Raw genomic sequence first — 15,787 nt, 5'->3', positions numbered from 1 at the left:
ACATGCACCGGGTTATGAAAACTCCTGACGGAGTTCTTTCATATGTGTTTTTTATTTAAGAGAATTTCTTCAGTTTTCCGTCTACAATGCGTTTTCTTCTTTAATTGGGACATTGTACCCGGGAAGTGGCTCGCCCTTCCTAAAGCAATTTCTCAAATGATAGACCTATATCCAACAGTTGTCAGAAAAAAATGTCTCACTTGCTGCGTACATCTCGCCTGTTTGCATGGCTCTTTCTCACTGGATTCAGTCTCGCCACAATCGTGGCGTCAGGATTCTATCTGTATCTTCGTCCGGGACTACCACCTGTCGAACAGCTCCTGGACATCAAGCTGCAAACCCCGTTGAGGGTCTACAGCGCAGACGACAAATTAATAGCAGAATTCGGTGAAAAGAGAAGGGCACCGGTCACAATCGAACAGATCCCTACAATTCAGTTACATGCCTTTCTGGCGGCTGAAGACGCCCGTTTCTATGAGCACTTCGGGGTCGACTTCAAAGGCCTGATGCGGGCTGCCATCGAACTGGTCTCCACCGGCGAGATCCAGTCAGGGGGCAGCACCATCACAATGCAGGTTGCAAAAAATTACTTTTTGTCACGCGACAGGACGTTTATTCGCAAGTTCAACGAGATACTTCTGGCTCTTCAGATCGAGCGTGAACTGGATAAAAACCGCATACTCGAGCTCTACCTGAACAAGATTTACCTGGGCAATCGTGCCTATGGCATTGCCGCCGCTGCCCAGGTCTATTACGACAAATCAGTAACCGAACTCTCGCTGGCCGAGATGGCCATGCTGGCCGGCTTACCCAAGGCGCCTTCCGCCTACAATCCGCTTGCCAATCCAGCTCGTGCGGAATCCCGCAGAAACTGGATTCTGGGCCGCATGCGGGACCTTGAGTACATCACGCCAGATGCCTACGAGCTTGCATCCACCGCTCCTCTGACCGCGAGCTTCAATGCCGCCGCCACAGAGGTCGATGCAGACTACGTGGCTGAAATGGCGCGCGCGGACATGGTCAGACGATTCGGGGATGCCGCCTATACCGATGGCTACGCAGTACAACTGACCGTGGATAGCGAGAAACAGCGTGAAGCCACCGTGGCACTGCGAAAAGGCCTGGAAGAATACGATCAGCGCCACGGTTTCCGCGGTCCCATTGGCCAGGTTGACGAAGACCAACTGACCCCGGACAACCTCGACAACCTGATGGCCAATTACCGCCAGGTAGCGGAGCTTGTTCCTGCCGTTGTAACCAGGGTGAGAGACGAGGACAGCGAGGTCGACCTTCATGCCCGCGGGCTTGGCGCCTCGGTCATGGCATTCAACACCATGACATGGGCCAAAAGATACAAGACTGAAAACCTGACCGGCCCCGAGCCCGAAAAACCCTCTGATGTGGTCGAAGCCGGCGATATCGTCTACGTGAAGCCCATGGTTATCATGACCCCCGAGCCGGCAACCGGGAATAACGAGGATGATTCCGGGACAGACAGTGACCGATCCGCCATAGAGATCCCCGACGTCAGGCGCGTTGCCCTGTCACAGGTTCCCAAAGTTCAGGGTGCGCTGATATCGCTTGATGCAGAAACCGGTGCCATTGAGGCCCTGGCCGGTGGTTACAGCTTCAGCCAGAACAAGTACAACCGGGCAACCCAGGCCAAGAGACAGCCCGGCTCAACATTCAAGCCATTTCTTTATCTCAGCGCCCTTGAGCAGGGAATGACGCCAGCAACGATCTATAACGACGCGCCTATTGTCTTTGACGACTCGGAACTGGAAACAGCGTGGCGCCCGCAGAACTCCTCCGGGCAGTTTTACGGCCCTACCCGCCTCAGGGAAGCCCTGTACCGGTCAAGAAACCTGGTTTCGGTACGACTTCTGAGGGATCTGGGGATACAAAACACGATTGACTACCTGGACCAACTGCAAATACCCACCGAGGACATGCAAAAAGATCTGTCCCTGTCGCTGGGTAGCGGGCAACTGACCCCCATGGACCTGGCTCGCGGCTTCGCCGTCATTGCCAATGGCGGTTATGACGTCGATCCCTACCTCATCAGCACCATTTCCGATGTCAGTGACGAAGCCATGTTTGAAGCGCCAGAGGTCATCCTGTGTGATGACAATTGCGAGCAGGTGCAAAAAGAGATTGACGAAGAGGATCGCAATGCCCGCGTTGCACGAAGACTGGCGGATGAGCGTTCGGTATACATCCTCCATTCCATGATGAGGGATGTCATTAAACTGGGCACAGGCAGGCGGGCCCTGGCCTTGGGAAGGGGTGACATCAGCGGCAAGACCGGCACCACCAACGAGCAGCGTGATACCTGGTTTGGCGGCTTCAACCACGACATTGCCACCACCGTCTGGGTTGGATTTGATCAGCCACAGCCCCTTGGCCGCCGGGAATTCGGTGCCAGCACAGCTTTGCCAATCTGGCTTGACTATATGGAAGTTGCTCTTGAAGGAGAGCCGTCTTCAATGATGCCCAGACCCAATGGAATTGTGAACATCCGCATCGACCCGCAAACGGGCAAGCGCGCACGCCCCGGCCAGGAAGGTGCGATGTTTGAGCTGTTCAAAGAAGAAGATGCGCCACCACCACTGGACCCTCAGGACGAGTCATCCCGCGGCAGTGAAAACGGCGACGACGGGGGCCTGTCCAGACAGATCTTCTGACCGCCCCGGGCAGGCGCGGCACCTTCTCATAAACACAAAAAAACCGGCGGAGTGAATACCGCCGGTTTTTTATTGCCTGAAAGACTGGAGCAGCTCTATCAGATGATATCCTCCATCGCCTTCAGCGGGTAATGGGCAGGATAGCCATTACGAGCAACACCAGAGTCAACGGCTGCGCGCGCAACCGCGGCTGGAACAACTTCCAGCAGGCGCACATCCATCGGCTTGGGAATGATGTACTCCCTTCCAAACTCGAAGCTTGCAACATCATAGGCTTCGCAGATTTCCTGCGGAACCGGCTCCTTGGCCAACTCGCGAATCGCATGAACCGCTGCCACTTTCATTTCTTCGTTGATGGCAGTTGCCCGTACATCCAACGCGCCCCGGAAAATAAACGGGAAGCCGAGAACGTTGTTTACCTGGTTAGGATAGTCGGACCGGCCGGTTGCCATGATGAGGTCATCCCGGGTGGCCAGCGCCACCTCGGGAGCGATCTCCGGATCCGGGTTGGAGCAGGCGAAGACGATCGGGTTCGGTGCCATCAGCCTGAGCTGATCAGCAGTCACCAGATCCGGACCGGAAAGGCCGAGGAAGACATCGGCACCGTCCATCGCATCATCAAGCGTGCGCTTGTCGGTATCATTGGCGAACATGGCCTTGTACTGGTTCAGGTCGTCACGGCCAGAGTGAATCACACCCTTGCGATCCAGCATGAAGATGTTCTCGGAGCGAACGCCACAGCTGATCAGAAGCTTCATACAGGCGATCGCCGCGGCACCGGCGCCTAGGCAGACAATCCTGGCTTCCTCGATCTTCTTGCCCTGAAGCTCAAGCGCGTTGATCATCCCGGCCGCCGTTACTATCGCGGTACCATGCTGATCATCGTGGAAGATGGGCACGCTGCACTTCTCAATCAGCGCCCGCTCGATTTCAAAACACTCGGGTGCCTTGATGTCTTCCAGGTTGATGCCGCCGAAAGTGTCAGCAATACGCTCAACCGTTTCGATAAACGCCTGGGGGCTCTCGGAATTGACCTCGATATCAAACACGTCAATGCCGGCAAAACGCTTGAACAGTACGCCTTTGCCTTCCATGACCGGCTTGCTCGCCAGGGGACCGAGATTACCCAGACCAAGAATAGCGGAACCGTCGGAAATAACAGCTACCAGGTTACCCTTGGCAGTGTATTTGTAAGCATTTTCTGGGTCCTTCGCGATCTCGCGGACCGGCTCGGCAACCCCGGGACTGTACGCCAGAGAAAGGTCGCGGGAGGTTTTGGTGGGCTTGGTGATTTCAACACTCAGCTTACCAGGCCGCGGCTTGGCGTGATATTCAAGGGCTGCTTCTTTCAGATCTTGAGACATTGCCACTGTTCCGTTGTCACGTTATAAGAGGTAAAAGCCACCGGGCCTTGCCCAGCGGAGCGCGACATTATGGCGCGAAGGTCATTATCAGACAAGGCCTAGCTGGCCATTTTGCGATCAGTCAATAAGGCTTTTTGCCTACACACCCATAAACGGCGCCCGCCGGGATAACCTGCGGACACAAAAAAAGCGCCCCGAAGGCGCTTTTTCATCGTCAGTATCCGGATCAGCTTTTCTTGCCGCCGATACGACCACCGAAACGCTTCTGGAAGCGATCGATACGGCCACCGGTATCCATGACTTTCTGCTTGCCAGTGTAAAACGGGTGGCACTGTGAACACACATCCAGCTGCAGGTCATGGGTGTAGGTCGAGCGCGTTTTGAATGTGTTACCGCAAGAACAGGTAACGTTAATCTCTTCGTACTTGGGGTGAATACCTTCTTTCATGGCGAACCTCGGTCGGGTCATGCCGCTACCTGATCACGGGAACTGGAAACGCTCCAGGTGTCAGGCACCGCATGTTTGAATCAATTGACAAGACGGGGCACAATCATGCCCTGCCGGAAACAGACCGCGAATCTTACTTGCAATTTTGGTATCAGGCAAGCCCCGGACCGTCTTATCATCCTGCCCTGACACGGGGCGCGCCGGAGCGCTGGCGCAGAACAGGATAGGCAGATACCGTAACACCCTCGTTTCCATGGAGCCGCTTGTGCCCCGAACCGCGCGCATAGCATTGAACCGCCCTATCCGGCGGCTGTTTGATTATCTGGTGCCGGACCACATCATCCTGCAGCAGGGTCAGCGCGTGACAGTGCCCTTCGGAAGGCAGTCTGCCACCGGCCTTGTCGCTGACACAGATGTTGTTCCGCCAGAGGGAATTACCCTCAAGCCGGTGAGATCGGTCTGCGAAGAGTGGCCAGCGCTGCCAGCAGAAACCTTCCGGCTGTTGAGCTGGGCGGCGGATTACTATCAACACCCTCTCGGTGAGTGTCTTTTTACAGCGCTGCCACCGGCCCTTCGCCGCGGAAGACCGGCCGTGGAAAAAAAAGAGGCCTACTGGCAGGCCTGCGGCGATCCTGCACTACTGCCCGGCAACGCAATAAGGCAGAGAGAGCTTCTGGTCTGGCTGCAACGCCAGCCGGGAAGTGTCAGCGGTAAACAGATCGTGCAGGCCGGCTTTACCCAGTCCCAGGTTAAAAGCCTTCATGGCAGGGAACTGGTTTTCGAGGCACCACCGCCTGATCCCGCCGGTGTACCGCAGGAAATCCGCAACCGCATCCCCGAGCTCTCTCGGGCACAGCGTGATGCGGCAGACCAGCTTCCCCTGCCAGCAAATGGCTTTGCGGCGGCCCTGCTGTTTGGCATAACCGGAAGCGGCAAAACCGAACTGTACCTTTATTACCTGAAACACTACCTCGGCGACCGGGATCAGGCACTGGTGCTTGTGCCGGAAATCAACCTGACGCCGCAAACGGTTGCGCGTTTCCAGCATTACTTCGGCTCGCGCATTGTCGTGTGGCATTCAGCATTGAATGATGGGGAACGCCTGACCACATGGCTCAAGGTCCGCAGCGGCGAACCGGTGATAATGATCGGAACCCGGTCGGCAGTATTGCTGCCCTTTACCGGGCTTAAAACCATTGTGGTGGACGAAGAACACGACAGTTCCTACAAACAGGGAGAGGGTTTCCGCTATTCCGGCCGGGACACTGCAGTCTATCGTGCCCACCTCAACAACTGCCCCGTCATTCTTGGCTCTGCCACGCCCTCCATGGAGTCTTACTATAATGCCCTTTGCGGCAAATACTCGCTGATCAGACTGGAAGAGCGGGCAGGCAAGGCGAGGCCACCCCGCATCAAACTGCTGGATATCCGCAGCAGGCCACTGGAAGGCGGGCTCTCCCGTCCTGCCCTGGAGGCGATCAACAAGTGTCTTCAGGAAGGTCAGCAGGCGCTGGTGTTTGTGAACCGCAGGGGTTTCGCCCCGATCATGATGTGTTTTGACTGCGGCCATATGGTCGAATGCCCCCGCTGCGATACCCGGCTTACCTATCACCGTCGTGACCGCGCCATGCGCTGCCACCATTGTGACTTCCAGACCGCGGCTACCGACCATTGCCCAAAGTGTAACAGCGACGCCTTCAAGCCGGTCGGCCAGGGCACCGAGCGCACGGAAGACATCCTGACGACGCAGTTTCCTGACACGCCCGTGGTTCGGGTCGACAGGGACAGCACCCAGCGCAAAGGCAGTATCCAGGGCATTCTCGAAAAAGTGAACAGCGGGCGCCCCTGCATTCTGGTGGGTACGCAGATGCTGGCCAAGGGCCATGACTTCCCGAACGTCACACTGGTGGTTGTGGTCAATGCCGATGGCGGACTGTTCAGTGTGGACTTTCGGGCCCCGGAACAACTGATCCAGACACTGCTTCAGGTCAGTGGACGGGCGGGGCGCGGAACCAGGCCCGGGCAAGTACTGATACAGACCTGCCACAGTGACCACCCGTTGCTCCGGTCGCTGGCCGAAGGTTACTACCTCCCCGTCGCTGACCAGATGCTCGCAGAACGGGAAGCCGGGCAGTTGCCGCCCTATCGCGCCATGGCTATTTTCAGGGCAGAGGCGGAAACAATGGAGAAAAGCCTCCAGCTCCTCGACACCATCAAACCACAGGCACTCTCTGACAAAGTTGAAATCTGGGGGCCCCTCCCCGCGCTGATCGCCCGCCGGGCTGATCGCCACCGCGCGCAACTGGTGCTGCTCTGTAACAATCGCAAATACCTGAACCACCGGCTCGCCCGGGTTTGCGAATCACTGGATCAAAGCAGACAGCCGGCCGGGCTGAAATGGATGATTGATGTGGATCCGCAAGAGACCGGATAATTCCATAAGCGTCAGACTCGCGGCTTTTGCTTGCGGCCTCACTTTCCGCGATAATAGCGCCCTTCGATTCTCCGGCAGGCTGCTTGCCGCCGTTCTTCCATTCTCTTGTAAACCGAGCCATCCGACAGCATGAAAGAGACCGTATCCGAGCTTCTCCAGTCTGCACTGGCAACCCTTCAGTCCGAGGGCACACTGCCTGCAGACCAGACTTTCACCCCACAGGTAGGAAACACCAGGGACAAATCCCACGGTGACTACGCCTGTAACATTGCCCTGGTAGCATCAAAGGCGGCCGGTTGCCCGCCACGAAAGCTGGCTGAGGCACTGGTGGAAAAGCTTCCGGAAAGCTCAGCGGTGGCGAAGGTGGAGATTGCCGGGCCAGGTTTTATCAACTTTTTCATGAGCACGGCCAGTGCCTTTGAGGTCGTCAACACGATCCTTGACGAAGCCGGGCAGTATGGCCGCAATCACAATGGTAAGAGTGAAAAGGTGCAGGTGGAGTTTGTGTCCGCCAACCCCACCGGCCCCCTGCACGTTGGTCACGGCCGTGGCGCCGCAATCGGCGACTGCCTGAGCCGCCTGCTGGAGGCCAATGGTTACGACGTGACCCGGGAGTTTTACTACAATGACGCCGGGGCACAGATCAACAACCTGGCGCTCTCCGTTCAGTCACGGGTAAAAGGGCTGACTCCGGAAGACGAGAACTGGCCCGCTGACGGTTACCGTGGCGCTTACATCACAGACGTCGCCGATGCCTACATGGCTGGTGAAACCGTCACTGCCGACGACCGCGAAGTGACGGGCAAAGCCGATCCGGAGGATCAGCAAGCCATTCAGGAGTTTGCTGTTGCCTACCTGCGCCGTGAACAGGACCTGGATCTGAAGGCCTTTGGCGTTGAATTCGACGTGTATTTTCTGGAGTCATCCCTCTATGAGGATGGCAAGGTGGAGCAAACGGTCGAGCGCCTGCAGAAAAACGGCTATACCTATGAACACGAAGGCGCCATGTGGCTGAAAACCACCGAATTCGGTGACGACAAAGACCGCGTGATGCGCAAGAAGGATGGCGGCTATACCTACTTCCTGCCCGATGTTGCCTATCACCTGGACAAGTGGCAGCGCGGGTTCACCACGGTCATCAACGAACAGGGTGCAGACCATCACTCCACCATCACCCGGGTTCGCGCTGGCCTGCAGGCACTGAAAGTTGGCATCCCCCAGGGCTGGCCGGACTACGTGCTGCACCAGATGGTGATGGTGACCCGTTCCGGCCAGGAAGTAAAAATCTCCAAGCGGGCGGGCAGCTATGTGACCGTTCGTGATCTGATTGACGAAGTCGGCCGCGATGCCACCCGTTTTTTCCTGGCAGCGCGCCGGGTGGACTCCCAGTTGACCTTCGATATCGACCTGGCCCGTTCCCAGACCAATGAAAACCCCGTCTATTACATCCAGTACGCCCATGCGCGAATCTGCAGTGTGCTGAGGAAACTGAAAGAGGAAGGGGTTGAACGCGGGTTGAACGAGTGTGTTGGCGACCTGTCCCTGTTGACGCTTGCTGAAGAGAAGGATCTGGCGAACCAGCTGGCAAAATACCCCGAGCTGATCGAGAGCTCCGCCAGGCTGCGGGAACCTCATCACCTGACCCACTACCTGCGGGACCTTGCCGGGCAATTTCACACCTACTACAACGCCCACAAGGTATTGATCGAGGATACCGCCGTGCGGGATGCGCGGATATCGCTTTACCTTGCGATCAGGCAGGTGATTGCCAATGGCCTTGGCCTGCTTGCAGTAAGCGCACCGGAAGAAATGTAGCAGTTACGGCTCCGTGCCATAGATCTGATCACCCAGGCAAGCAACAGGAAACCATCCGGCATGTCCCGAGATTACGCCCGCAAACCCAAATCGGCCAGCAAGTCGGCAACAACGACAAAAGCTGCCAAACCGGCGCGGAAGCAAAAACAGCCAGTGCAACGCCCGGCAGCGGCAAAATCCCAGCAAGGCGGGCTCTCACTGCGCTGGATATTGTCGCTGGCAGCCGTTGGCGGATTTATCGGCTTTATTGCCTATCTGAACTCACTGCCAACCTCCGATCAGCAGCAGGGAACAAAACCGGTGCCGGCGCAACCGCCAGTAACAGAGGAACAGGCGCCAGACACTGCCGCCAATGATGAAAAGCCAGGCTTCCGCTTCTACGACATGCTGCCAGACTCCGAAGTTATTCCGCCAGAGGTCGAAGAATACACCCCCGGGCCGGCGGGGCAGCAGACGTTCGATTACCTGGTGCAGACCGGCTCGTTCCGCAAACAGCAGGATGCCGAAAGGCAGCGTGCCGAGATTGCGTTCCAGGGTTTGCGGGCCAAGGTCAAACGCATTGATCTTGACAGCGGCAGCACCTGGTATCGTGTCAATGTGGGTCCGTTCACCTCCCGCAGCCAGATGAACGCGGCCATCGACAAACTGGTCAACCTCAACATCCAGCCTCTGGTCCGGAAAATCCCCAAGGAGAGCTGAACTGCCCTCCGCGCCCTCTCTTGCCTGCAGGCCTTGAAAACCGGACGCCAGCCTCCATAACTGCTGGGTACTCCTTTCTATCAGTCATGTTTTCTATCAGGCAAGTGGAGCCAGAATGACTACGATACTTTCTGTCAGGCGCGGCGACGAGGTTGCCATGGGCGGTGACGGCCAGGTTTCCCTCGGCAATACCGTCATGAAGGGCAATGCCCGTAAGGTGCGCCGACTCTATAACGGCCAGGTGCTGGCCGGTTTCGCCGGCGGTACCGCCGACGCCTTTACCCTCTTCGAGCGCTTCGAGGCCCAACTGGAAAAGCACCAGGGCAACCTGACCCGGGCCGCGGTTGAACTGGCAAAGGACTGGAGAACGGACCGGGCCCTGCGCCGGCTGGAGGCGCTGCTGGCTGTCGCCGACAAGACCGCCTCACTGATCATCACCGGCAACGGCGACGTGATCGAACCGGAAGAGGGCCTGATTGCCATTGGTTCCGGCGGCCCGTTTGCCCAGGCGTCGGCCCGGGCCCTGCTGGAGAACACCGACCTGAAGGCCAGCGAGATTGTGGAGAAGGGCCTGGATATCGCGGCCGACATCTGCATCTACACCAACCACAATCGCACCCTCGAAGTGCTTTCAGCCAACGACTGATCCGGAGCTAGCATGTCTGCAATGACCCCCCGTGAGATTGTCCACGAGCTCAACAAACACATCGTGGGCCAGGAAGAGGCCAAGCGTTCCGTCGCCATTGCCCTGCGCAACCGTTGGCGCAGGATGCAGCTGGAAGACGGGCTGCGTGATGAAATTACACCGAAGAACATTCTGATGATCGGCCCCACCGGTGTGGGCAAGACCGAGATTGCGCGCCGGCTGGCCAAACTGGCGGATGCCCCCTTCCTGAAGGTGGAAGCCACCAAGTTTACCGAGGTCGGCTATGTCGGCAGGGATGTCGAGTCCATCATCCGCGACCTGGCGGACATGGCCATCAAAATGCTGCGCGAAAAAGAGATGAAGCGCCACGAGCATCGTGCCATGGATGCCGCCGAGGAGCGCATCCTGGATGCGCTGCTGCCGCCACCCAGGGATCTGAAGGAAGACAGCCAGAGAACAGATGACTCTTCTACCCGCCAGCTGTTCCGCAAGAAACTGCGCGAGGGCGAGCTGGACGACAAGGAGATCGAAGTTGACCTGCGCAATAGCGGAGCTGGCGTTGAAATCATGGCACCTCCCGGCATGGAGGAGATGACCAGCCAGCTACAGAACATGTTCTCGAGCATGTCCTCCGACAAGCGCAAGACCCGCAAGATGAAAGTGGCCGATGCCCTGAAGCAGGTTCGCGATGAGGAAGCAGCCAAGCTCGTCAACGAGGAAGAGATCAAGCAGAAGGCGATTCTGAGCGTCGAACAGAATGGCATTGTCTTTCTCGATGAGATCGACAAGGTAGCCAAGCGCTCGGAAAACACCTCGTCGGACGTTTCCCGGGAAGGTGTGCAACGGGATCTGCTGCCACTGATCGAGGGCAGCACTGTCAGCACCAAGTATGGCGCGGTACGAACCGATCATATCCTGTTCATCGCGTCCGGGGCGTTCCACCTGTCCAAGCCGTCCGACCTGATTCCGGAGCTGCAGGGCCGTCTGCCGATCCGTGTTGAACTGCAGGCGCTGACGCCGGACGACTTCAAACGCATCCTGACCGAGCCAGACGCCTCACTGGTGCAGCAGTATGAGGCCCTGATGGGCACCGAGGGCGTCAAGCTAAGCTTTACAGAGGATGCCATTGCCCGCATTGCGGAGGTCGCCTACAAGGTCAACGAGACCACCGAGAATATCGGTGCCCGGCGACTGCATACTGTGCTGGAACGGCTGCTGGAAAGCCTGTCGTACGAAGCGGGTGACCAGGTGACCGACAGCTTCGAGGTGACTGCGGCGTTTGTCGATGAGAAGCTGGGCGAACTGGCCGAAGACGAAGATCTGAGCCGCTACATTCTCTGACGCAAGCATCATTCTGGCGGGGCGCGCCTTTCCCAGGGCGCCCTGCTCTCCCTGATCCTTTCCTGACGTCCTACAGCGCCTTGCTGAAAAGCTCTGTCACATTATCAAGCCCTGCCGCCAAACGGCCCTTCTGGGCCTTTTTCTTGCGCCCCCTGGCGACATAGAGAGGTAACATCTCGCCGTACAGACTCGTGCTGATGGTGCGTTGCTCATCTTCCAGCCGGTCCCTGCGCAGGCGGATACCGTACTTCGCCAGTTTCGGCTCCAGTTCATCCGCACGATTCAGCAGGTCACGCCGTGTCATCTGGTAGGCGTGCTCGCATACCATGCGGCGGGACTGGAAACTGAATACGTTCGAGAAAAACAGTTTGGCATCATCCCGGGTCGGCTCGAACAGCAGGATATCCTTGTCCGGATAATCCCGCGCGTACTGGGCAATACCGGACTGCATACGGGAATAAACCATGGTGCGGAACATCTGGGACAACAAATGAGGCATACCGGAGCGGGTCAACTCCCCCGGTGCCATACTACCGGCTCGCACCGCCGCACTGGCATCAATCGGCACCTGGGGGTTAACCGCAAACACCAGATCGGCACCGTCCTCGAAGGCCACAGAGGCATGCAGACCCTTTCTCAGGGTGCCATCCACATAGTACCGTCCGTCAATGGTGACCGGAACATAGATGCCCGGGGAAGACATGCTGGCCTGGATCGCCCTGGAAATGGGCACATGGTCAAACCCGGGGGCTCCAAAGCAGACCGCTTCGGTACTCTCCACATCCGCCGCCACGATGTACAGGCTGCGACGGAGCTGCCGGAAGTCATTGGTACGGCCCAACATGGTAAAGGCCCGCTGCAGGTATTCATGCAGCCCCTCGTTGTCGAACAGACCGGCCGGCGCTGCCTGCGCGAGGACGGTCATGGCTTCCAGCAGGCTCTGGTCATAGGGATTATTGACAAACCGACGAACCGCAGTTGTAACCAGACCGGGCACTGCCAGCATTCGGTTGGCGAATTCCCGGAACGCCGGACGATAGAATACCTCGGGATGGAACGGATGGACCTCAGCCTCATTGCGCACAAAAATACGACACAACTGGGCGGTGGTCATCTGGTTGGCCAGGTTGGCAGCCACGAATGATCCGGCATTTACCCCGACATACACATCAATATCGTTAAAATCGAGCCCGTCCAGTGCCTCGTCAAGGGCGCGCAGCGCCCCGATTTCGTAGATTCCGCCCAGAGCACCGCCCCCTCCAAGTGCAAGGCCGATGCGGGAGCGGGGCTTGATTGCTGTCGTTGTCGCCATTATGCGTTATCCGTTCGCGGGTACTGTTGGCTGATTTTATTTACCGTAGCAGTCGATTTTAGAGTACACACCCTATCTGGACGCCATCGATAGCAAGCCATCAGGAAAGGGCCTTTTCGGCATGGGCGATGGCACCCGACTTGCCCGGGCGTAAATAGCGTCCAAACCCGGCATTGCGCAAAGCCAGATCAACACAGCTCTTGATCACATGGGGTGAATCCAGCAGCAGCACATCCTCAAGCAGCTGGGTCGCCCATTCACGACTGACACTGCGTATGACGGACTTGACCTTTGGCAGGCTCGCCGCGTTCATGGACAGGGAATCGTAACCCATTGCCATCAGCAACAGGGCGCCACCGGGATCCCCCGCCAGCTCGCCACAGATGCCAACGGGCTTACCCACGGAATGGGCATCCTGAGCTACCCGGACAAGCGCCTGCAATACCGCCGGATGATAGGAATGATAAAGCTGGGCCACACGCGGATTGTTACGATCCACTGCCAGCAGATACTGGGTCAGGTCGTTGGAGCCGACAGACAGGAAATCGACACGGTCCGCCAGTTCACGTATCTGGTACACCGCAGCCGGAATCTCGACCATCACTCCGACCTTGGGCATATGAATGTTGTAACCTTCTTCCCTCACCTCGTGGTACACCCGGTAAATCAGGTGCAGCGACTCTTCCACTTCGGAAATATTACTGATCATCGGCAGCATGATCTGCAGGTTATTCAGCCCCTCACTCGCCTTGAGCATCGCCCGCACCTGAACCAGAAAAATCTCCGGATGGTCCAGAGTTACGCGGATACCACGCCAGCCCAGAAAGGGGTTTTCTTCCTGGATCGGGAAGTAGCTCAGAGCCTTGTCGCCGCCGATATCCAGAGTGCGCATGGTGACCGGGCTGGGAGCAAAAGCCTCCAGTTGTTCACGGTAGTACTCCCGCTGCTCCTGCTCGGAGGGAAAGCGGTCCTTGATCATGAAGGGCACTTCGGTGCGGTACAGGCCGATGCCTTCCGCACCATGGTTCAGTGAGCGCACCACATCGGTCATCAGGCCGGTATTCACCAACAGTGAGACACGGTGGTTGTCCGTGGTTTCGCAGGGCAGGTCCCGCAAAGCCTCCAGGCCCTTGACCAGCTCGTCTTCCTCGTCGCAGATTTCCTGATAGTAATTCCGCAGGTCTGCCGAGGGCGAGGCAAAGATCTGTCCCTCAAAGCCATCCACTATCAGGTCCTTGCCATCCAGCTGGTTTACCGGGATATCCACCAGCCCCATGACCGTTGGCACGCCCATGGCGCGGGCAAGAATGGCGACATGAGAGTTACTGGAACCTTTCACCGACACCAGGCCGACCAGTTTCCCCTTGGGAACTTCCCCCAGCATGGACGGTGTCAGCTCTTCACTGACCAGTACCGTGTTTTCAGGATAAACCGTGTCTTTCTGCTCACCCTCCTGCAGGTGGGACAGCAGGCGCCGGCCAAGGTCGCGGATATCCACTGCCCGCTCCTGCAGGTAATGGTCCTCCATCATCTCGAAGTGACGCACATACTGCTGAACCACCTGCTTCAGGGCGCCCTGGGCCCAGAAGCCCTCCCTGATCCGGTTGGACACCTCACCCGGCATGGCGTCATCGCCCAGCATGCGCAAATACACATCAAACAGCGCCTGCTCTTCCGGGCGCAACTGCGAAGCCAGCCTGGCAGCCACCCTTTCAATATCTTCACGAACCGCCGTAACCGCACCATTAAACAGTGACAGCTCCAGCCCGACATCGTCCGTTGGCTTTTCCGGCACCACGTCCAGGTCCGCTGCGGGATAGACCACGACGCCCTTGCCGATGGCGACGCCCGGTGCACCGGGCACACCACTGAAGCTGATGTCCGTGGTTTCCTCACCAGTCAGGGAAAGGCCGCTGATGGCACCGGTCGCCTCACTATGGGCTATGACACCGGCCAGTTGTGCCGAAACCGTAACCAGAAACGCTTCCTCACCCTCGTCGAAGCAGCGTGAACTCTCCCGCTGCTGAACGACCAGGACGCCCAGAACCCGGCGGTGGTGAATAATGGGCACACCGAGAAACGAGCGGAATCGCTCTTCCCCTGTCTCCGGGAAATAACGGTAACGGGGATGAGAGGGAGCATCTTCAAGGTTGATGGGCTCCTCACGGGAGCCGACGAGGCCAATCAGACCCTCGGAATAGCCCAGGCTGACCTGACCCACGGCCTGCTTGTAAAGGCCTTCTGTGGCCATGAGTATGTAGCGATTGGTGGCCGGATCAAGCAGGTAAACCGAGCACACCTCGGTGTCCATGGCTTTCTGCACCCGCGAAACAATGATAGCCAGCGCCTCCTGCAAATCGCGGGCGCCGTTTACCTCTTGAACAAGACTTCGCAGTATACTCAGCATGGCGGCTTCAATCCGTCATTTCTATTGATCCTTCGTGCGCCGGGACTGCTCGCTCCGGTGCCACTGTTCCATGTTATAAAACAGCCGCGGCGCGAGTTCTCGCAGCGCACGTCGATAGACTTCACGTTTGAACGAGACGACCTGGCCCAATGGGTACCAATAACTGACCCACTGCCAGCCGTCGAATTCCGGCGAGTCCGTGCCGTCTACGCGCACCTGCGCATCCGGCGATAGCATCCTCAGCAGGAACCATTTCTGTTTCTGTCCCACACAGATCGGGTGCGAATTGTGCCGCACCATCCTGCGAGGGAGGCGGTATCTCAGCCAGCCACGGGTACAGCTGATGACTTCCACATCGTCTGTACCGAGACCAATTTCCTCTGCCAGCTCCCTGTAGAGAGCTTCCTCCGGTGATTCGTTGTGCTTGATACCACCTTGAGGGAACTGCCAGGAGTCCTGCCCTATTCGCCTTGCCCAGAGGACTTCCCCCCTGTGATTGGCCAGAATGATTCCGACATTGGGTCTGAAACCGTCTGAATCGATCACGGCACAGTCCTCTTAAAAAGTCGGTTGGCCGGATTAAAAATTCACCGGCCGGATTTATCCAAGTTGCTCTCATTCTTACAGAATCCCAAGG

11 protein-coding genes are annotated in these 15,787 nt (G+C 57.7%); 6 read left to right on the top strand and 5 right to left on the bottom strand.

What is annotated here, in order from left to right; translation table 11 throughout:
* Positions 1-191: 191 nt before the first annotated feature.
* A complete protein-coding gene (locus DIT72_RS17250) occupies positions 192-2,684 on the top strand; it encodes a penicillin-binding protein 1A (protein WP_135956478.1) in 2,493 nt (830 codons plus the stop codon).
* Positions 2,685-2,782: 98 nt separating this feature from the next.
* Here the strand turns inward: DIT72_RS17250 and DIT72_RS17245 are convergent, their stop codons facing one another.
* Both DIT72_RS17245 and rpmE read right to left on the bottom strand, forming a co-directional pair.
* Positions 2,783-4,048: a malic enzyme-like NAD(P)-binding protein gene (locus DIT72_RS17245; protein WP_135956477.1), complete on the bottom strand. Its 1,266-nt coding sequence runs from the start codon at positions 4,046-4,048 to the stop codon at positions 2,783-2,785.
* Positions 4,049-4,274: 226 nt separating this feature from the next.
* Positions 4,275-4,496: a 50S ribosomal protein L31 gene (rpmE, locus tag DIT72_RS17240; RefSeq protein ID WP_135956492.1), complete on the bottom strand. Its 222-nt coding sequence runs from the start codon at positions 4,494-4,496 to the stop codon at positions 4,275-4,277.
* Positions 4,497-4,761: 265 nt separating this feature from the next.
* On the opposite strand from rpmE, the gene DIT72_RS17235 reads away from it, so the two are divergent.
* From DIT72_RS17235 to hslU, 5 genes are all read left to right on the top strand, one after another.
* A complete protein-coding gene (locus tag DIT72_RS17235) occupies positions 4,762-6,930 on the top strand; it encodes a primosomal protein N' (protein ID WP_456085576.1) in 2,169 nt (722 codons plus the stop codon).
* 129 nt (positions 6,931-7,059) lie between these two features.
* Positions 7,060-8,745: an arginine--tRNA ligase gene (gene argS / locus DIT72_RS17230; RefSeq protein WP_135956475.1), complete on the top strand. Its 1,686-nt coding sequence runs from the start codon at positions 7,060-7,062 to the stop codon at positions 8,743-8,745.
* 60 nt (positions 8,746-8,805) lie between these two features.
* Complete coding sequence (locus DIT72_RS17225) at positions 8,806-9,444, top strand: SPOR domain-containing protein (RefSeq protein ID WP_135956474.1); 639 nt, start codon at positions 8,806-8,808, stop codon at positions 9,442-9,444.
* Positions 9,445-9,559: 115 nt separating this feature from the next.
* Positions 9,560-10,090, top strand: coding sequence for an ATP-dependent protease subunit HslV (gene hslV, locus DIT72_RS17220; RefSeq protein ID WP_135956473.1), 531 nt, complete (start codon positions 9,560-9,562; stop codon positions 10,088-10,090).
* 12 nt (positions 10,091-10,102) lie between these two features.
* Positions 10,103-11,431 (top strand): ATP-dependent protease ATPase subunit HslU, encoded by a 1,329-nt coding sequence (gene hslU, locus DIT72_RS17215; protein ID WP_135956472.1) that lies wholly within the window; start codon positions 10,103-10,105, stop codon positions 11,429-11,431.
* 70 nt (positions 11,432-11,501) lie between these two features.
* Here the strand turns inward: hslU and DIT72_RS17210 are convergent, their stop codons facing one another.
* The 3 genes from DIT72_RS17210 to DIT72_RS17200 all read right to left on the bottom strand — a co-directional run bounded on the left by DIT72_RS17210 (position 11,502) and on the right by DIT72_RS17200 (position 15,696).
* Positions 11,502-12,743 (bottom strand): patatin-like phospholipase family protein, encoded by a 1,242-nt coding sequence (locus DIT72_RS17210; protein WP_135956471.1) that lies wholly within the window; start codon positions 12,741-12,743, stop codon positions 11,502-11,504.
* Between the two features lie 100 nt (positions 12,744-12,843).
* On the bottom strand, positions 12,844-15,150 hold the full coding sequence (gene ptsP / locus DIT72_RS17205; RefSeq protein WP_135956470.1) for a phosphoenolpyruvate--protein phosphotransferase: 2,307 nt from the start codon (positions 15,148-15,150) through the stop codon (positions 12,844-12,846).
* Between the two features lie 21 nt (positions 15,151-15,171).
* The gene (locus DIT72_RS17200) at positions 15,172-15,696 is read right to left on the bottom strand and encodes an RNA pyrophosphohydrolase (protein WP_135956469.1); all 525 of its coding nucleotides are present in this window, start codon (positions 15,694-15,696) and stop codon (positions 15,172-15,174) included.
* Positions 15,697-15,787 lie beyond the last annotated feature (91 nt).

The sequence above is a fragment of the Marinobacter orientalis genome (assembly GCF_004792665.1).
In the GTDB taxonomy this organism is placed as follows: Bacteria; Pseudomonadota; Gammaproteobacteria; order Pseudomonadales; family Oleiphilaceae; genus Marinobacter; species Marinobacter orientalis.
Note: the sequence above shows the minus strand (reverse complement) of the source record. Positions and strands in the feature narration are given on the sequence as shown.